This window comes from Brachybacterium ginsengisoli, from assembly GCF_002407065.1.
GTDB classification, from domain to species: Bacteria; Actinomycetota; Actinomycetes; order Actinomycetales; family Dermabacteraceae; genus Brachybacterium; species Brachybacterium ginsengisoli.
In genome coordinates, this window is sequence record NZ_CP023564.1 from 3359179 (window position 1) to 3376901 (window position 17723).

General features: G+C 69.9%; 13 protein-coding genes. 6 read left to right on the forward strand and 7 right to left on the reverse strand.

From position 1 onward, the window contains the following. Position 1: 1 nt before the first annotated feature. Positions 2-1174, reverse strand: a complete 1173-nt coding sequence (locus tag CFK41_RS15100) for a Gfo/Idh/MocA family protein (protein ID WP_096800417.1) — start codon at positions 1172-1174, stop codon at positions 2-4. 200 nt (positions 1175-1374) lie between these two features. On the opposite strand from CFK41_RS15100, the gene CFK41_RS15105 reads away from it, so the two are divergent. The 3 genes from CFK41_RS15105 (at position 1375) to CFK41_RS15115 (ending at position 5062) form a co-directional block, all read left to right on the forward strand. Next, entirely contained in the window at positions 1375-2400 is a 1026-nt protein-coding gene (locus CFK41_RS15105) for an ABC transporter permease (protein ID WP_227873109.1), read from the forward strand. A gap of 95 nt (positions 2401-2495) precedes the next feature. Then, positions 2496-3356 (forward strand): carbohydrate ABC transporter permease, encoded by an 861-nt coding sequence (locus tag CFK41_RS15110; protein ID WP_227873302.1) that lies wholly within the window; start codon positions 2496-2498, stop codon positions 3354-3356. A 62-nt stretch (positions 3357-3418) separates the two neighbouring features. Next, on the forward strand, positions 3419-5062 hold the full coding sequence (locus CFK41_RS15115) for a type 2 periplasmic-binding domain-containing protein (RefSeq protein ID WP_096800418.1): 1644 nt from the start codon (positions 3419-3421) through the stop codon (positions 5060-5062). A 105-nt stretch (positions 5063-5167) separates the two neighbouring features. Here CFK41_RS15115 and CFK41_RS15120 read toward each other — a convergent pair whose 3' ends face one another. From CFK41_RS15120 to CFK41_RS15145, 6 genes are all read right to left on the reverse strand, one after another. After that, entirely contained in the window at positions 5168-7048 is a 1881-nt protein-coding gene (locus tag CFK41_RS15120; protein WP_096800419.1) for a glycoside hydrolase family 35 protein, read from the reverse strand. Positions 7049-7140: 92 nt separating this feature from the next. Beyond that, the gene (locus CFK41_RS15125) at positions 7141-8871 is read right to left on the reverse strand and encodes an ATP-binding cassette domain-containing protein (protein ID WP_096800420.1); all 1731 of its coding nucleotides are present in this window, start codon (positions 8869-8871) and stop codon (positions 7141-7143) included. 97 nt (positions 8872-8968) lie between these two features. Continuing rightward, positions 8969-10306, reverse strand: a complete 1338-nt coding sequence (locus CFK41_RS15130; protein WP_096800421.1) for a serpin family protein — start codon at positions 10304-10306, stop codon at positions 8969-8971. 93 nt (positions 10307-10399) lie between these two features. Beyond that, positions 10400-11344 (reverse strand): carbohydrate ABC transporter permease, encoded by a 945-nt coding sequence (locus CFK41_RS15135; protein ID WP_096800422.1) that lies wholly within the window; start codon positions 11342-11344, stop codon positions 10400-10402. Further along, positions 11341-12225: a carbohydrate ABC transporter permease gene (locus CFK41_RS15140; protein WP_096800423.1), complete on the reverse strand. Its 885-nt coding sequence runs from the start codon at positions 12223-12225 to the stop codon at positions 11341-11343. Before CFK41_RS15140 ends, CFK41_RS15135 begins: the two co-directional genes overlap by 4 nt. Next, the gene (locus CFK41_RS15145) at positions 12222-13556 is read right to left on the reverse strand and encodes an ABC transporter substrate-binding protein (RefSeq protein ID WP_096800424.1); all 1335 of its coding nucleotides are present in this window, start codon (positions 13554-13556) and stop codon (positions 12222-12224) included. Before CFK41_RS15145 ends, CFK41_RS15140 begins: the two co-directional genes overlap by 4 nt. A gap of 407 nt (positions 13557-13963) precedes the next feature. Here CFK41_RS15145 and CFK41_RS15150 point away from each other — a divergent pair, with 407 nt between their 5' ends. From CFK41_RS15150 to CFK41_RS15160, 3 genes are all read left to right on the forward strand, one after another. After that, the gene (locus CFK41_RS15150; protein ID WP_096800425.1) at positions 13964-15661 is read left to right on the forward strand and encodes a sodium:solute symporter family protein; all 1698 of its coding nucleotides are present in this window, start codon (positions 13964-13966) and stop codon (positions 15659-15661) included. A 20-nt stretch (positions 15662-15681) separates the two neighbouring features. After that, positions 15682-16002, forward strand: a complete 321-nt coding sequence (locus tag CFK41_RS15155) for a hypothetical protein (protein WP_096800426.1) — start codon at positions 15682-15684, stop codon at positions 16000-16002. Between the two features lie 145 nt (positions 16003-16147). Next, a complete protein-coding gene (locus tag CFK41_RS15160; RefSeq protein ID WP_096800427.1) occupies positions 16148-17674 on the forward strand; it encodes a S10 family peptidase in 1527 nt (508 codons plus the stop codon). Positions 17675-17723: the final 49 nt, after the last annotated feature.

A 17723-nucleotide genomic window follows, 5' to 3' on the forward strand; every position in this document is an offset into this window, starting at 1 on the left:
CTCAGGCCTGGCCCTCGTCGAAGTAGCGACGGACCTCGTCGCTGACCGGCGGCACGTCGTAGGGGATGCCGTCGTGACGGATCGACTCGGCGCCGTACACCCCGGTGGCCACGGCCTCGCGGGCGGCGACGGCGGAGACGTCCGTGGTGCCGCCGTGGCGCACGAAGCCCAGGAACTCGGCGACGAGGCTGGGATCCGCCCCGCCGTGGCCGCCGTCGGCCCGGGCGATGACCTCGACCGCGTCCGGTCGACCCGGACCGGACCGGCGGGACTCCCACAGATGGATCTGGTCGCCGCTGCCGTCGCCCATGTTCTCGATCCGGCCGGCGTCCCCGATCACCGTGTAGTTGCGGAAGTAGTCGGGGGTGAAGTGGCACTGCTGATAGGAGGCGAGCACCCCGTTGTCCAGACGCATCTGGATCATGGAGATGTCCTCGACGTCGATGACGGGGTTGAGCTCCTTCTGGGCGGTGGGCGGCCAGATGTCCTCGTCGTACCAGTCCCCCATGAGCCGGTCGGAGTTGTCCCGACGGTCGGCGATGTCCCCGTACACGGCCAGGTCGCCGATCCCCGAGACACGACGGGTGTACCCGCCGGCCAGCCAGTGGATGACATCGATGTCGTGGGCGCCCTTCTGCAGCAGCAGGCTCATGGACTTCGCCCGCTCGGCGTGCCAGTCCTTGAAGTAGAAGTCGCCACCGGCGCCCACGAAGTGCCGGCACCAGATCGCCCGCACGCGGCCGATGCGGCCCGAGTCCACGATCGCCTTCATCTGGCGCACCACCGGCATGTGGCGCATGTTGTGGCCGATGTACAGCCGCGACCGCTTCTCCTGGGCCAGCGCGAGCATGGCGTCTGCGTCCTCGAGGCCGATCGCCATCGGCTTCTCGCAGAAGGTCGGGATCCCCGCCCCGAGAGTCGCGAGCGCGACCTCGGCATGGGCGAAGTCCGGGGCCAGGATCATGACCGCGTCGACCTCGTGGTCGGCCAGCAGCTGTTCGACGGAGTCGACGGTCGCGACGTCCTCGCCGAGCGTCTCGCGGGCCTTCGCCCGGCGCCCCTCCTCGGGATCGGCCACGACGGTGATCGCGGAGCCCTCGCCCGGCTTGTGGGCGTGCAGGGAGAGGTAGTGGCGGGCGCCGAAGCCGACGACGCCGATGCGGAGGTCTTTCATGGGATGGCACCGCTTTCGAGTGGGGGTCCGGCCAGTCTCTCCTCCGCCGCCGTCGTGTCGTGGGCTCGGATCGCGACTCGGACCGGGTGAACCGATTTACAAGAGTCGTGAAAGCATTTACGATCTGCATCACCCTGTCAAGCAGAGCCACGGAGGCCCACTGCACTCCCTCGCCAGGGTCGACCGAGAGGACACCGCTCGTGACGACGCGAAGCACTGCTCAGCCGGAGGCGCCACCCGCCGCACCGGCTCCGGCGAACGAGCCTCACCCCGGCTCCGACAGCAGCGGGGCGTCCCGCGGGCGCCCGCCGCGATCCCTCCGCTCCCGGCTGCGGCGCGACTGGCAGATGCTGGTGCTGATGATCCCCGGGGCTCTCGCGCTGCTGCTCTTCTTCTACATCCCGATCTTCGGAAACGTCATCGCCTTCCAGGACTACCAGCCCTATTACACGATCTCCGAGGCGCCGTTCGTGGGCCTGACGAAGTTCGTGGAGCTGTTCCAGGACGATCGCTTCGGGCTCGCGCTGCGCAACACGCTGATCTACGCGGCCTTCCAGCTAGTGCTCTTCTTCCCGCTGCCGATCCTGCTCGCGCTGATCGTCGACTCGATGATGAGCCAGCGGCTGCGCAAGGCGTTCCAGTCCATCGTGTACCTGCCCCACTTCCTCTCCTGGGTGCTGGTCATCGCGCTCTTCCAGCAGATGCTGGGCGGCGCGGGCCTGATCAACCAGGCGATGGTGCGCTCCGGCCTGGACCCCATCCCGTTCATGACGAACTCGGACAGCTTCGCGCTGCTGATCGTCGCGGAGGTGGCCTGGAAGGATGCCGGCTGGGGAATGATCATCTTCCTCGCCGCGCTCGCCTCGATCGACCAGTCGCTCTACGAGTCCGCGGCCTCCGACGGCGCCGGGCGCTTCCGCCGCACCTGGCACATCACCCTGCCCGGCATGCGCCCGGTGATCGTGCTGCTGCTGATCCTGAACCTCGGCTCGATCCTCACCGTCGGCTTCGAGCAGTTCATCCTCCAGCGCGACGCCGTCGGCGCGGACACCGCCGAGGTGCTGGACACCTACTCGTACTACACCGGCGTGATCGGCGGCGACTGGTCGATCGGCGCCGCCGCCGGCCTCGCCAAGGGCATCGTCGGCACGATCCTCATCCTCCTGGCCAACAAGGTCGCCCACCTGCTCGGTGAGGACGGCATCTACCGCGGGAGGCCCCAGTGACCGCACGCACCGCTCCCTCGTCCACCTCTCGCTCCCTGCCCCTGCACCAGAGGATCTGGCGGTTCGCCTTCGGGCCCTCGACCCGGCCCGCCTGGATGGAGAAGCCCAGCGCTCCGCTGGCCATCGCGAAGACCGTCGTGATCGCCACGATCTCGCTCGCGGTGATCGTGCCGATGCTCGTGGTCGTCTCGACCTCCTTTGCCTCGGGCGAGCAGATCCGGGACGCCGGCGGCTACGTCCTGTTCCCCACCGATCCGACGCTCGAGGCGTATCGGACGATCTTCTCCAGCCCGCTGGTGTTCCGCTCGCTCGGGGTCAGCGTCTTCGTCACGGCGGTGGGCACGCTGCTGGCCCTGTTCGTGACCATCTGCATGGCCTACGCGCTGAGCCGCCCCGTGCTGGGCGGGAAGTTCATGCTGATGGCGATCATCCTGACGCTGTTCTTCAGCCCAGGCCTCATCCCCATGTTCCTGATGATCAAGCAGCTGGGGCTGCTGAACTCGATCTGGTCGCTGATCCTCCCGGGCGCCTTCGCCGGTTTCAACTTCATCGTGATGCGCTCGTTCTTCATGGGGATCCCGACGGAGCTGACGGAGGCGGCCCGCATCGACGGCGCGAGCGACTTCCGGATCCTCCGCACCGTGGTGCTGCCCCTGTCCAAGGCGGTCATCGCCGTGATCGGCCTGTTCTACGCCGTCGGGTTCTGGAACTCGTTCTTCAACGCGATGCTCTACATCAACGACCAGACCCTCTGGCCCGTCCAGATGATACTGCGCAGCTACGTCATCCAGGGCACCTCGCTCACCGCCGACCAGCTCGGCGTCCAGCAGGCGCCGCCCCCGCAGTCGATCAAGATGGCCGTCGTCGTCGTGGCGCTGGCGCCGATCGTGCTGGTCTACCCCTTCCTCCAGAAGTACTTCTCCAAGGGCGTCATCACCGGCGCCATCAAGGGCTGAACCACCCCCTCCCTCCCCACCCGGTGCCCCGCCGCGGGGCACCCCCATGAAAGGAAACCCGGATGCGATTCGAGATCCGACGACGTGACCTCCTCGCCCTCACGGGGGCCGCCGCCATGACTGCGGGCACCGTCGCCTGCAGCAGCGGGAGCGGCGGAGGCAGCGGCGGCGCTGAAGCCTCCGCCACGCTGAAGCTGCCCACCTACAAGCCGCTCGAGGGGCTCACCCCCGATCTCCCCGGCAACGAGGAGGGCCTGCACAACGTGTTCCTCAAGGCGCCGGAGGAGCTCATCGCCACCACCGACGCGGCACCGATCACCTCGGGCGAGATCACGGCGCTGACCCAGACCTTCGCCACCCCGCCCACCCCGATGGACAGCAACGCGATGTGGAAGCGCCTGAACGAGGCGCTCGGCGGCACGCTGAAGCTTGACATCGCGATCGACTCCTACCCGGAGAAGTTCGCGACCATCCTCGCCTCCGGCGATCTGCCCGACCTCATGTGGGTGCCGCCGAACCAGGGGATCCCGAACATCGGCCCGATGCTCGAGTCCCAGTTCACCGACCTCACCGAGCACCTCAGCGGCGACGCCGTCCTGGAGTACCCGAACCTCGCCGCCCTGACCCCGGGCTCGTGGCGCACCGCGGTGGTCAACGGCAAGATCTGGGGCGCGCCGATCCCGTCCACCCCGTTCGGCCAGGTCTACCTCGGCAACCCGAAGGTCTGGGAGGAGGTGGACGGCTTCCAGTCCACCAGCGCCGAGCAGTTCCTCGAGAAGTGCAAGGAGCTCCTGATCCCCGGCAAGCGCTGGGCGCTCGAGCCGTTCCTGCCCAACGCCTTCCACATGTTCTCCCAGTGGTTCGGGGTCCCCAACCAGTACCGGGTGAACAAGGACCGCACGCTGACCGCGTCGCACCAGCTCGACGAGTACCTCGAGACCCTCGAGTACGCGCAGAAGGTGTTCAGGGCGGGCGCCTTCTACCCCGACCTCAACCACGCCGAGACGTCCCAGGACTTCTCCAACGGCTCGATCGCGGCCCTGGTCTCGGTGGGCCCGCGCGGTGCCGCCGAGTACCGCAAGGACAACCCGGAGCTGCTGGCCGACATCATGGTCCCCTTCTCCGCGGTGAAGGGTCGCCGCCCCGTCTACAACATGGGCTACGGCACCGTGGGCTTCACCCCGCTGAAGAAGACCGACGACGCGGCGAGGATCAGCGAGCTGCTGAACCTGATCAACTGGCTCTCCGCCCCCTTCGGCACCGTCGAGTACATGCAGAAGAACTACGGCACCGAGGGCAAGGACTACGAGGTCAAGGACGGCAACTACGTGCCGATCGGCGACGCCTCGGCCGATGTCCCGGGCCTCGCCAGCGCGCTGAACATCATGACCGCCGGCGAGGGAGTCATCTACAACTCGGTCGCCGACGACTCCGAGTACGTCTACGGCAAGGAGAAGGAGCTGCTGGAGCTGATGATGCGCCGCCCCACCAACGGCCTGTACTCGGACACCAATTCGTCCAAGGGCGCCGAGCTGAGCGAGCGTCTGAACGACGTGCGCAACGACGTCATCCAGGGCCGCAAGACGATCGACGACTACAAGGCCGCGGTCAAGGACTGGGAGGAGGGCGGCGGCCTGAAGATCCTCGAGGAGTACGCCGCGGTCCTGCCGGAGGACGTGCCGGTCACGCCGAGCACCTCGCTGTGACCTGATCCCGACCCGAACCGCTGCGGGCCCGACCGGTCTCCCGGTCGGGCCCGCGGTGCGTCCGGCCGGGAGCGTCGACGATCTGCGCCGACGCTCCCGCCCCGCTCAGCCGTCCCTGCGCCCGAACTCGTGCCCCTCGGCGAGCGCGATGCGCTCCGGCAGCGTCTCCAGGTCCAGCAGCAGCACCTCGTTGCGTCCGGCCCGCACCAGCGGAGCGGGCACGTAGAGGGTCTGCTGGGGGCCGATGTTCCAGTAGCGGCCCACGCAGAAGCCGTTGACGTAGGCGACGCCGTGCCCGGCGGCGGAGACGTCCAGGAAGGTGTCCTCGGGCGACTCGGCCTCGAAGGCGGCGCCGACGAGGACCGGGAGGGCGTCGGCCTCGTCGTCGAGGGCGGGGGCCTCGAGGGCGGGCGCCGCCGCGAGCAGGGTCGCGAGCTCCTCCCCCATGTCCTCGAGGGGCCAGGCGTCGGCCTCCCAGTCGTTGAGGAAGCGGATCGTCTGCCAGACGCCGCCGAGGATGCCCTTGCGCTCCCCGAGCCGGGGCCCGAAGTTCACCCGGCCCAGGTTCTCGACCAGGATGTCCACGCGCACGGTGCGTCGGCCGCCGTCCGGGAGCAGGCGGTCCGCGAACGGGGTCAGCTCGACCGTCGCCGGATCCGTCTCGCGCTGCTCGTCCCCCACCACGCCCACCGCGCCCACGGCGATCCCGTCGACGTGCACCCAGGCCCGGTCGTGCAGGTCGTAGAGCTTCAGCGGGGAGATGACGGTGCGGCCGTCCTGCTCGCCGGCCGCGATCTCGATCTCGCGGGAGAGGCGGAGCAGGCCGCGCTCGAGGCCGATGTCCTCGAAGGCGGGCGGCACCGGATGCACCTCGGCGGAGCGGGTGAAGCGCTCGGTGCCGCGCAGGGAGGCGACCTTCTCGATCGCGAGCTCCGCCGCGGGGAGCGTCGCGGGATGCTCGACGAGGCCCAGGCTCTCGAGGTGCTCCTCGTAGGCGGGCAGCTCGCGGTGGCGGGCGATCACCTCGCGGAAGGCACGGAACTTCTCGGTCAGCGCGCCGTTCTCGGAGATCGGGGCGTCGTAGTCGTAGCTGGTGGTGGTGGGCTGCAGGGCGCCGTCATGGTTGGCGCCCGCCCGCAGGCCGAAGTTGGTGCCGCCGTGCGCCATGTAGAAGTTCACGCTCATGCGGTTCTCCAGCATGTCCGCGAGCTCCCCCGCGGCGTCGCCGCCGGTGCGCTCGTGGTGCTCCTCGCCCCAGTGGTCGAACCAGCCGTTCCAGAACTCCATGCACATCTGCGGCTGCGCGGGCAGCTCCTCCTCGGCCATGGCGAGCACCTCGAGGGCGCGGGAGCCGAAGTTCACCGTCGCGAGCGCGCCGTCGACGGTGCCGCCGGTGAGCCACATGCGGGCGGGACCGTCGGAGGTCACCAGGAGCTCCTCGATGCCGCGCTCGATGAGGCCGTCGCGCAGGTGCGCGAGGTAGACCGAGTCATCCCCGAAGCTGCCGTACTCGTTCTCCACCTGCACCATCACCACGTTCCCGCCGCGAGCGGCCTGCCGCTCGGCGATCACGGGGAGGAGCTGGTCGAACCAGGCGTCCACGAGCTGCAGGTAGGGGGCGTTGCGGTGGCGCAGGCGGAGGTTCCGGTCGGCGAGGATCCAGCCGGGGAAGCCGCCGTTCTCCCACTCGGCGCAGATGTACGGGCCGGGGCGCACGATCGCGTCCAGCCCCTCCTCGGCGGCGAGGTCGAGGAAGCGGCCCAGATCCGCGATCCCCTCGAAGGTGGTCTCCTCGCGGGAGGGCTGGTGCACGTTCCAGGCCACGTAGGTCTCCACCGTGTTGCAGCCCATCGCGACCAGGCGGCGCAGGCGGTCGCGCCACTGCTCGGGGTGCACGCGGAAGTAGTGGAGCGCACCGGAGATCACGAGGTGCGGCTCTCCGGCGCGGAGGAAGCCCTCCGGGGTGGGGGTGAGCAGGGCGGTCATCGTCGTCGATCCTCTCGGCGGTGAAACGGTTTGCACCAGTGTCTCAGGCGCAGAGGACCTGCGGGGCACACCGCATCCGGTCCGTTCGACCCTCATCCGGCCTGTTCGGCGAAGATCTCCGTGAACCGGCCGCCCGCGCCGAGCAGCTCGTCGTAGCGTCCGCGCTCGATGACCCGACCCTCGTCGACCACCAGGATCTCGTCCATGCCGCGCAGGGTCCAGGCCCGGTGCGAGACGACGATGGTGATCCGGTCCGCCTTCGAGCGCTGCAGCTCCCGGAAGATGTCCTGCTCGGCCTCGGCGTCGATCGCGCTGGTGGGCTCGTCGAGGATCCAGATCGGGGCCGCCCGCAGATGGATCCGGGCCAGGGAGAGGCGCTGCCACTGCCCACCCGAGAGCCCTGCGCCACCGTCCCACTGCCCGCCGAGCTGCTGGTCCAGCCCGTCGTCGAAGCGGCGCACCATGCTCGCGGCGTTGGCGGCCTCGAGCGCCGCCCACAGCTCCTCGTCGCCGACGTCCTGGCGCGGGGTGCCCAGCAGCAACGACTCCCGCACCGTCAGCTCGTACCGGCCGAACTCCTGGGTCAGGGTGCCGAAGTGCCCCACCCACTCCTGGAACGGCATGTCCTGGCGGGTCCGGCCGTCGATCGCGATGCTCCCCTCCTGGGGGTCCAGGGCGCCCACGATCGAGTTGACCGCGGTGGTCTTGCCCGCGCCGTTGACCCCCACGAGCGCGACGATGCGGCCCTTGTCGATCCGCAGGTCCAGGTCCTGCAGGGACGGGTCGTCGTTGCCGTCGTAGGTGTGGGAGACCCCGGCGACCACGAGGGAGAGGGCGTCGCCGGCCACCGACGACGGATGCTCCTCGCGGCGCATGCCCAGCAGCTTGACGTACCGCTCGAAGGGCGCGCCGCCCTCGACGATCTGGCCGAGGTTGTTGCCGAGCGAGCCGACGGCCGCCATCGCGGCCATCACCCCGTACACGCCGCCCGCCGCGGCCGGGCCGTAGTGCACGCCGACGATCAGGGCCGCCAGCGCCCCGGCCAGCAGCAGCGAGGTCGCCAGGCCCGCGAGCAGGCGCCAGCTGAGCATCGGGGCGTAGGTCTGCGCCTTGCGGTCGGTGATGCGGCCGATGGTCGAGGAGACCATCGAGGAGATCTGTCCGGTGGCGCCGAGCGAAGTCAGCTCGATCGACGGCGCGGTGGTCACCAGCTGCTGGTGCAGGTAGCGCGAGCGCCAGTAGAGCTTGCCGACGTCGTCCCACATCTTCGAACTGATCCGGGTGATGCGCTGCGAGGCCACCAGCATCGGCACCAGCGAGACCAGCACGAAGACGGCCGCGAGCGGGCTCATGGTGGCGAGCGTGAGGAAGACGCCGAGCACCGAGAGCACGTCCCGCAGCAGGCTCAGCACGAAGGGGTAGAGGAAGGCGAGCTCCTCCTCGGCGGCCTTGTTCCCGGCCTCGATGTCCGCTGCGGCGACCGGATCGGCGAGCTCGGTGGGCGGCAGCGTCGCGAGGGTCGCGGCGACCTGCTGCTTCGCATGGAGGCCGACGAGGTCCACGACCCTCCACTGCAGGGTGCCGGCGATCGCCTCGACCGGACCGGTGAAGGCGATCAGCAGCACCAGCCCGGCGAAGGGAGCGGCCACGTCGGTGAAGGCCTCCGCACCGGTCAGCGCCTCGACGAAGGAGGCCATGAGGATGACCTGGAGGGAGGGCACGGCGGCGACGAGCAGTGCGAGCACGGCGGCGAGCGCGACCAGGCGCGGCGCCGCCACCCAGGCCTGACGGATGCTCCAGGTCCCGACCGCGAATATCCCCATCGCGCCAACCTTTCACAGCCCAGGGTGCTTCGCACGGAGTTTTCGAGCACCCGTTCCGTCGGCGGCCCATGGTCCGACGGCGGCCGACGGACCGCCCTCAGCGGGTCTGCGTCGGATCCCCGATCCAGCCGGTGACGAGCGGTGCGAGGGTGGAGCGCTCGTAGGCGACGTAGAGGAACGGCGACTCGAGTACGAGCTCCTTCGGCTCGGCCGGCGCGGCGGTCTCCCCGACCATCACGGCGGTCGCCGCCGCGGCCTCCATGCCCTCCTCGTCGACTGTGATGACGGCCTTGTGCAGCACGTCGGTGATCGCGAGGTCCGCCTCGGAGGTGACGCCGGAGAAGTCGGCGTCCCCGGAGAAGGCGTCGACCATGCCGAGCTCCTGGAGGGTGCCGGTGAGGGAGGCCTCCCCGTCGATGTCGAACCGGGGCAGCGTGAGCCGGGCCGGGACGCTCTCCTCCAGCCCGGACAGCAGCGCGCCGAGCCCGGTCCCGCTGTCGGTCGCGGAGGAGCTCCAGGCCTCGAGCACGCTCGCGACATCCTCGACGGGCTGGATCAGGGCGAGCGCGAGCTCCCCGCCGGCGGTGGGGAGCGCGGTGGCACGGCACAGCTCGTCCTCGTACCAGCCCTTCGCGTCCCCGCTGAGCATCTCGGCGCCGACCTCCTCGTCGGCGGAGGTGGTGAAGCGGCCGCCGGAGGTGGTCAGGGGCGAGGGCCACGCCGCCTTGAGGTGCAGGGCGTTGACCAGCACGAGGCGGGTCGCGGCGCCGAGCGCCCCCTCGGGGACGAGCTCCTCGATGAGGTCCGCGGTGGAGTCCGCGACCCAGTCGTTGATGCGCTCGCGCGCCTTCTCACGGGGCCCGGTCTCACGGAAGTCCGCCTCGAACACGCCGCTGCCGAACCACGCCGAGAGATCCTCGAGGAAGGAGTCCTCGACGGAGAGGCCCTCCTGGAGCCAGGTCGCGTTCACGAGCGAGGCGCGGGAGGGCTCCGGGCCGTCCTCCTCGTCGGCCTCGCGCTGCTCATCGCCGACGGTCGCCAGCACCTGCGAGAGGGTGTTCGCGCTCGCGGCGAGATCCTCCATCGGCGCCCCGAGGACCTCCTCCATCTGCGCGCGAGTGTCCCCGGAGGCGCCCATCCCGATCATGGTGAGCGCGACCTGCACGGACAGCGGCGAGCAGACGGCGTTGACCTCGCCGCGGTCGATCGCCCCGAGGATCCTCGCGGTGAAGGGGACGACCGCCGGGCCGGCGTCCTGGGGAGCGCCCGGCTTCTCGCGCGGCACCTCGGCCAGGAGATCCGGGGCCTCGCCGCCCCCGTCGTCCGCTCCGCAGGCCGCGAGGCCCAGCAGGACCGGGGGCGTCAGCGCTCCCGCGGCGAGCAGCGACCGGCGGCGGAGCGGTGCGGGCCGGCGGGGCGGGGTCAGCGGGCTCATGGCTCCATGGAATGCGGAATCGGGACCCGGCGCAAGCAGCGCCGGATCCCGATCCGATGTCGGACCAGGCCCCGAGGGACCTGCTCCGAGAGGTCAGCCCTTGATCGAGCCCTCCGTGAGACCGCCGCGCCAGAAGCGCTGCAGCACCAGGATGAGGATCGCCAGCGGGATCACCGACAGCAGCGCGCCGCCGACGGTGAGCTGGTAGAACTCCGGCAGTCGATCCGTCTGGGCCCTCCAGTTGTCCAGGCCCAGCGTGATCGGGTACAGCTTCTCGTCGGCCAGCATGACCAGCGGGAGCATGTAGTTGTTCCAGATCGCGACGAACTGGAACAGCAGGATCGTCACGATCGCCGGGACCAGCTGCGGCAGCGAGAGGCGGTGGAACAGCCCCAGCTCGCCGACCCCGTCCAGACGACCGGCCTCGAGCATCTCGTCGGGCACCGCGGCGCTCGCGTAGATCGAGGCGAGGAAGAGCCCGAAGGGACTCACCAGCGAGGGGATCAGCACCGACCAGTAGGTGTTGGTGATCCCGATCGAGCTGAACAGGAAGAACAGCGGCAGCGCGACGGCGGTACCGGGGACCAGCACGCCGCCGAGCACCAGGCCGTAGACGATCCTCCGGCCCGCGAAGCGGTACTTGGCCAGCGCGTAGCCCGCGGCGACCGAGAAGTACGTGGCCAGCACGGAGCCGACCCCCGAGTACAGCAGGGAGTTCAGGCCCCAGCGGGGGAAGATGCCGCCGTTGGCCGTGAGGACGGCCTTGAGGTTCTCGAACAGCTGGAAGTTCTCGCCGAACCAGAAGCCGCTGGAGCCGAAGAGCTCCTCGGTGGACTTGGTGGCGTTGACGACCACCCAGTACACGGGCACCAGGAAGTAGATCGCCACGATCGCGAGGATCGCGGTGACGATGATCGTCGTGGTGGGCTTGCGACCGGCGTCGCGGCGCCCGGAGGGGCCGTCTCCGCGAGCGGCCCGGGCGGCGTTCCCCAGGGGCTTGCTGCGGCGTGCGGTGGTGGTGGCGTCGGCGGTGCTCATCGGCGCTTCTCCGTCCAGTTGGAGACCCCCAGCGCGATGGCCGAGAGCAGGAAGGCGGCGACCGCGATGATCACGGACTGCGCCGCGGCCATGCCGATGTCGTTGTACTGGAACGCGAAGGCGTAGGCGGACATGTTCGGGGTGTACTCCGAGGTGATGCCTGCGCTCATGGTCTGCAGCAGCCGCGGCTCGGCGAACAGCTGCAGGGTGCCGATGATCGAGAAGATCACCGTGAGCATCAGGGCCGGGCGGATCAGCGGCAGCTGGATCGCGAGCGCGACGCGCAGCGAGCTGGCGCCGTCGAGCTTGGCGGCCTCGTAGAGCTCACCGGGGATCGACTTCAGCTGCGCGATGATGATGAGCATGTTGTAGCCCGTGTAGGTCCAGGTCACGATGTTCGCGATGGACCACAGCACCATGTTCGGGCCGAGGAAGTCGACGTCGAGCCCGATCGCTCCGAGCACGTCCACGATCGGCGAGAGGCCCGGGATGTAGAGGAAGGACCACAGGATCGTGGCGATCACGCCGGGGATGCCGTAGGGCAGGAAGTAGGCGGCGCGGAAGAAGCCGGGCCACCTCGCCGAGGCGCTCTCGAGCAGCAGCGCGAGGACCGTGGCGGCCACGATCATCACGGTGACCTGCACGGCGCCGAACAGGATCATGCGCCCGATCGCCTGGAGGAAGTTCACGTTGGTCAGCGCGGCGATGTAGTTGTCGAACCCGGCGAAGACGCTCCTGATGCCGGCCTCGCCGAGCAGTCCCGAGCGCTCCACGCGGGTGAAGCTGTAGCCGATCGCCATGATGATCGGGACGATCATGGTGCCGATGAAGAGCACCAGGAAGGGTGCCAGCAGCACCCAGGGGGCGGTTCTCGATCTCATCGTGCCTCCTCCGCGTTCAGGCCGATGGTGCGCATGATCTCGACGATCTCGATCTGCGCGTCGGCGAACAGGTCGGCCAGCGGCACCTCGCCGGTGACCGCGGTGGTCATGCCGTCGCCGACGATGGCCTGGACACGCTGCATCAGCGGCGCCCAGGTCCAGTCGAGGTTCTGGCCCTCGGCCATCGGGACGATGACCTCTTCGTTGTAGTTCTGGCCCGAGAAGAAGTCGTCGGGCTGCTTGCGGACCTCGCCGATGTAGTCCTTCGCCGGCGACCAGCCGATGCCGGAGTTCTCGATCATCGCGTCGATCCCGGCGGGGTCGGTGCACATCCAGGTGAGGAACTCGATCGCCTCGGCCGGGTGCTTGCTGTTCGAGGCGACCGCGGCGGAGGAGCCGCCGTGGCCGCCGGAGGCGTAGCCGTCGGGCCAGGTGGGCATCGGGGCGACCGCCCACTTGCCCGAGCCGTCGGGCACGGTCTTCGCCAGCGCGTCGGACCACGAGCCGCTGATGGAGGCGAGCACCTTGCCGTCGGCCGCCGCCGCGTACCAGGGGGTGGTGAAGGACCCGTAGCCGGTGCCCACGAGCTTGTCGGCGAAGATGCCGTCCCAGAACTCGGCGACGCGCATCGAGGCCTCGCCGGTCATGTCGACGATCCAGCCGTCGCCCTCGGGGCGGAACCAGACCGCGCCGGACTGCATCGCCCAGGCGATCGGGTGGGAGCCGTCGGAGGGGTCCAGGCTGATCAGGCTCTTGCCGGCCTCGGAGACGGCGCCCGCGGTCTCGCGGAACTCCTCCCAGGTCGTGGGGGCGGCGAGGCCCAGCTCGCCCTCGAGCACCTCACGGTTGTAGAAGGTGGCCACGGGGCCGGTGTCCTGGGGGACGCCCCAGAGGGTGTCGCCGACCTGCGCCTGGGTCAGAGCGCCCGGGTCGAACTTCGGGGCCTGCTCGTCGAAGCCGTAGCGGGAGAGGTTCACGATCGCGCCGGCGAGCGCGAACTCGGGGATCTGACGCAGCTCCACCTGGGCGATGTCCGGGCCGCCGCCGGCAGCGATGGCGGAGAGGATCTTCGCGTAGCCGCCGGAGTTCCCGCCGGGGATCCAGGTCGCGTCGACGTGGATGCGGTCCTGCGAGGCGTTGAAGACGTCGCAGACCTTCTGGAGGTCCTTGAGCCAGGCCCAGTACGTGAGGTGGACCTTGCCGTCGGCCGCCGGGATGGTCGGCGCGGCGTTGACCTCGCCCGAGTTGGGCGGGGCGCATGCGGCGAGCCCGGCGGCCAGTGCCGCACCTCCCCCCACCAGCGCAGATCTCCGTGACAGTCGTGGCTTCATCGCTCTCCTCATCAGTGCTCCTCGTCGAGTGCCCATCGAGCCTAACCGCTGACGAACCCCCATCCACGCACAGATTCGTGAACGTTCACTATTCGAGACCTCCGGACGGCCCGCGCGGTGCTGGCTCCTTGCAGGAGATCGGCCCCGCTCCCCTCGACGGGCCGACCACCAGGTCGAATGCCCTTGCCGCCGTGCCGACACCGCCGGCGCTCCGGACCAGGCGCTCCGTGTGAGGTCCGTCCCGCTCTCTCCGCCTCACCACGGGGCAGCCCCCGCACCCCTGCCCGGCAGGTGTCGTACAGGTGTAGCCTCAGCGCCCGACGTCACATGCTGACGCCCCCGCCGTCGCCCCCTCCTCCGAGCCCGCGACCCCGACCTCCCCGTCCCTCGTCCCAAGGAACTTCCTCATGGTCGACCTCCGACTCGACGCCCAGTGGATCGACTACGCGATCATCGCGTTGTACTTCCTGTTCGTCCTCGGTGTGGGCTGGTACGCCAAGCGCGGCGTCTCCAACTCCATCGAATTCTTCCTCTCCGGCCGCTCCCTGCCCGCCTGGGTCACCGGCCTCGCCTTCATCTCCGCCAACCTCGGTGCGGTCGAGATCATGGGCATGTCCGCCACCGGCGCCGAGTTCGGCATGCCGACGATGCACTACTTCTGGGTGGGCGCCGTCCCGGCGATGCTCTTCCTGGGCGTGGTGATGATGCCCTTCTACTACGGCTCGAAGGTCCGCTCGGTCCCCGAGTTCATGCGGATGCGCTTCGGCAGGGGCGCGCACCTGGTCAACGCCATCAGCTTCGCGGTCGCGCAGCTGCTGATCGCCGGCGTCAACCTCTACCTGCTGGCCACGATCGTGAACCGTCTGCTGGGCTGGCCCCAGTGGGTGGGCCTCGTGGTCGCCGCCGCGTTCGTGCTCTTCTACATCTCCCTCGGCGGCCTCACCGCCGCGATCTACAACGAGGTGCTGCAGTTCTTCGTGATCGTCGCGGCCCTGCTGCCGCTGACCCTCATCGGCCTGCACCGCGTGGGCGGCTGGAAGGGCCTGACCGAGAAGGTCTCCGGTGACGGGATGCTCGGCGAGGAGCAGCTGCACACCTGGCCCGGCCAGGCGCTCTCCGGCTTCGACAGCCCGCTGCTGTCCGTGATCGGCATCGTGTTCGGCCTCGGCTTCGTGCTCTCCTTCGGCTACTGGACCACGAACTTCGTGGAGGTCCAGCGCGCGATGGCCAGCAAGTCCATCACCGCCGCCCGGATGACCCCGATCATCGGCGCCTTCCCGAAGATGTTCATCCCCTTCATCGTGATCATCCCCGGCATGATCGCCGCGATCCTGGTCGGCGAGCTCACCGAGTTCAAGCAGCTCGACGTGGGCGGGGACGCCGCCGGCGCCGCCGCCACCGGCGTGACCTACAACGACGCGCTCCTGCTGCTCATGCGGGACGTGCTCCCCAACGGCCTGCTGGGCGTCGCGATCGCCGGCCTGCTGGCCGCGTTCATGGCCGGCATGGCCGCGAACATCTCCGCGTTCAACACGGTGATCAGCTACGACCTGTACCAGCAGTACGTGAAGAAGGACGCGCCGGACGGCCACTACACCAACGTCGGCCGCATCGCGACCGCGGCGGCCTGCGTGATCGCCATCTTCACCGCGCTGATCGCCGGGCAGTTCTCGAACCTGATGGACTACCTGCAGACCCTGTTCGGGTTCTTCAACGCCCCGCTGTTCGCGACCTTCATCCTCGGCATGTTCTGGAAGCGGATGACCCCGACCGCCGGCTGGACCGGCCTCGTCTCCGGCACCCTGGCCGCCGTGGCGCTGTGGTCCTCCTCGACCTTCTTCGGCGCCTTCGAGCTGCCGGGCCAGGGCCTCGCCTTCGTGAGCGCCGCGACCGCCTTCGTGGTCGACATCGTGGTCTCCGTCGTGGTCACGCAGGTGACGGCGCCGAAGCCCGCCCATGAGCTGAAGGGCCTGGTGTACTCCGAGACACCGCGGGCCGACCTCGTCGACCAGGACGAGAAGGACCTCCCGTTCTGGCGGCGCCCGGCCCCCATGGCGGGCATCGCGCTCGTCATGGTCATCATCCTGAACATCATCTTCGCGTGAGCCGACGAAGGAGAGACACCATGAATGCACACAAGGAATCCAGCGACTCCGCGACCGAGGGCGCGCACGTCGAGACCGTCGGCGCCTTCGACATCCGCATCTTCATCGGCTCGCTGATCGGGCTCTTCGGCCTGCTGCTGGTGGGTGCCGGGCTGTTCGGCTTCGACGACGCCGAGGCCGCCAAGACCGGAGGCGTCAACGCCAACCTCTGGGCCGGCATCGTGATGGTGGTCGTGGCGCTGGGCTTCGTGGCCTGGACGAAGCTCGAGCCGCTGCGCATCGTCGTGAGCGACAACGAGGAGGGGGCCGAGACCCCCAAGGACATCGCCCCGGCCGGCTGAGGCCGCGGCACGGGCGGGCCACGGGCCCGCCTGCCGTCCGCATCGACGACGCCCCCGCTCCCCTCCGCCGCGAGAGGGAGCGGGGGCGTCGTCGCGCCGGGGCACGTAGCATCAGTGCCGACGCCACCGATCCGAAGGAGCCCGCGTGACCGAGCAGCCCCGCACCGCCGACACCGCCGCAGGACAGGCCGACTCCGGGCGGGCCTCCGACCCGTCGGCCGCCGCGACGCCCGAGGACCACCTGGTCACCACCCTCCACTCGCTCTCCCTGCCGGACGGTCCGCTGGACTACACGGCCACCGCCGGCACCGTGGTGCTGAAGGAGGAGCCCGAGGGCGAGGAGTACGGGCGCGGGGCCGCCTTCGCCGAGCTGTTCTCCGTCTCCTACGTGGTCAGCTCCGGGGACGCCGCGCGACCGGTGGTGTTCGCTTTCAACGGCGGCCCGGGCGCCTCGACGGTGTGGCTGCACCTGGGCCTGCTGGGTCCGCGCCGCGTGGACTCCGGGGACGCGGGCGCACCGGCCGCTCCCCCGCACCAGCTGCTCGACAACCACGAGACGATCCTGAAGGACGCGGACCTCGTGGTGGTCGACGCGATGACCACCGGCTTCTCCCGCCCGGCGCCCGGTCAGAAGCCGGCCCGCCACCACGGCCTGGCCGAGGACCGCGACCTCATCGCCGCCTTCGTCATCGACTGGCTGACCCGCCATCAGCGCTGGACCTCGCCGATCTTCCTGGCCGGCGAGTCCTACGGCACCACGCGCGCCTCCGCCGTGGCCGCGCGCCTCATGGACCGCTACTACGTGGCCGTGGCCGGGATCGCCCTGATCTCCCCCGTGCTCGACTTCGGCAGCATCGTGTTCTCCGCGGGCAACGACCGGCCCTACCTCCACTACCTGCCCACCTACGCCGCGATCGCGCACGCCCACGGCAAGCACGAGGACCGGATGCTGCAGGACGTGGTCGACGAGGCCGAGGCCTTCGCCGAGCAGGAGTACCCGGCGCTGCTCGCGGCGGGGCTGCGGCTCGCCCCGGAGCAGAAGCAGGAGGCAGCCGCACGGATCGGCGCCCTGATCGGCGTGGACCCGGAGTGGGTGGAGCGCGCGGACCTGCGGGTGGAGCACCTGGCCTTCCTCGCCGAGCTGCAGCGGGACCGCGGCCTGGTCACCGGCCGGATCGACGGCCGCTTCTCCGCCCCGGCGGGGAACGGGAACTCGGCGCGGATGGAGACCGATCCGTCGATCGACCAGCTCGCCCCCTCGTACACGGCGACCATCAACCAGTACCTGCGCGGGGAGCTCGAGTTCTCCAGCGACGTGGTCTACGAGATCATGTCCGGCCGGGTGCATCCCTGGAGCTACAAGGACTTCGAGAATCGCTCCGTCGAGGTCGCCTCGGACCTGTCCCGCGTGCTGCGGAAGTCCCCGCACACGAAGGTGCTGGTCTCCCACGGCTACCACGACGCGGCCACGCCCTTCCATGCGAGCGAGCACGTGCTCGCCCAGCTGGCGATCCCGCGCGAGGACTACGCCGAGCGGATCCGCATCGAGTACTACGAGGCGGGGCACATGATGTACTGCCACGAGCCGAGCCGCCTGGCGCTGTCCCAGCACCTGAGCGAGTTCGTCACCGGCGCTGGTCCCGCGGCGGCACCGTCGGCCGACGAGGACTGACCCCCGCTCTCACCCCTCCCCCCGGATCCGGGGTGCCTGCCCGGCCGCG

Coding starts and splice junctions, on each gene's coding strand:
- CFK41_RS15100 (WP_096800417.1), bottom strand. CDS start 1,174: ATGAAAGACCTCCGCATCGGCGTCGTCGGCTTCGGCGCCCGCCACTAC.
- CFK41_RS15110 (WP_227873302.1), top strand. CDS start 2,496: ATGGAGAAGCCCAGCGCTCCGCTGGCCATCGCGAAGACCGTCGTGATC.
- CFK41_RS15115 (WP_096800418.1), top strand. CDS start 3,419: ATGCGATTCGAGATCCGACGACGTGACCTCCTCGCCCTCACGGGGGCC.
- CFK41_RS15120 (WP_096800419.1), bottom strand. CDS start 7,048: ATGACCGCCCTGCTCACCCCCACCCCGGAGGGCTTCCTCCGCGCCGGA.
- CFK41_RS15125 (WP_096800420.1), bottom strand. CDS start 8,871: ATGGGGATATTCGCGGTCGGGACCTGGAGCATCCGTCAGGCCTGGGTG.
- CFK41_RS15130 (WP_096800421.1), bottom strand. CDS start 10,306: ATGAGCCCGCTGACCCCGCCCCGCCGGCCCGCACCGCTCCGCCGCCGG.
- CFK41_RS15135 (WP_096800422.1), bottom strand. CDS start 11,344: ATGAGCACCGCCGACGCCACCACCACCGCACGCCGCAGCAAGCCCCTG.
- CFK41_RS15140 (WP_096800423.1), bottom strand. CDS start 12,225: ATGAGATCGAGAACCGCCCCCTGGGTGCTGCTGGCACCCTTCCTGGTG.
- CFK41_RS15145 (WP_096800424.1), bottom strand. CDS start 13,556: ATGAAGCCACGACTGTCACGGAGATCTGCGCTGGTGGGGGGAGGTGCG.
- CFK41_RS15150 (WP_096800425.1), top strand. CDS start 13,964: ATGGTCGACCTCCGACTCGACGCCCAGTGGATCGACTACGCGATCATC.
- CFK41_RS15155 (WP_096800426.1), top strand. CDS start 15,682: ATGAATGCACACAAGGAATCCAGCGACTCCGCGACCGAGGGCGCGCAC.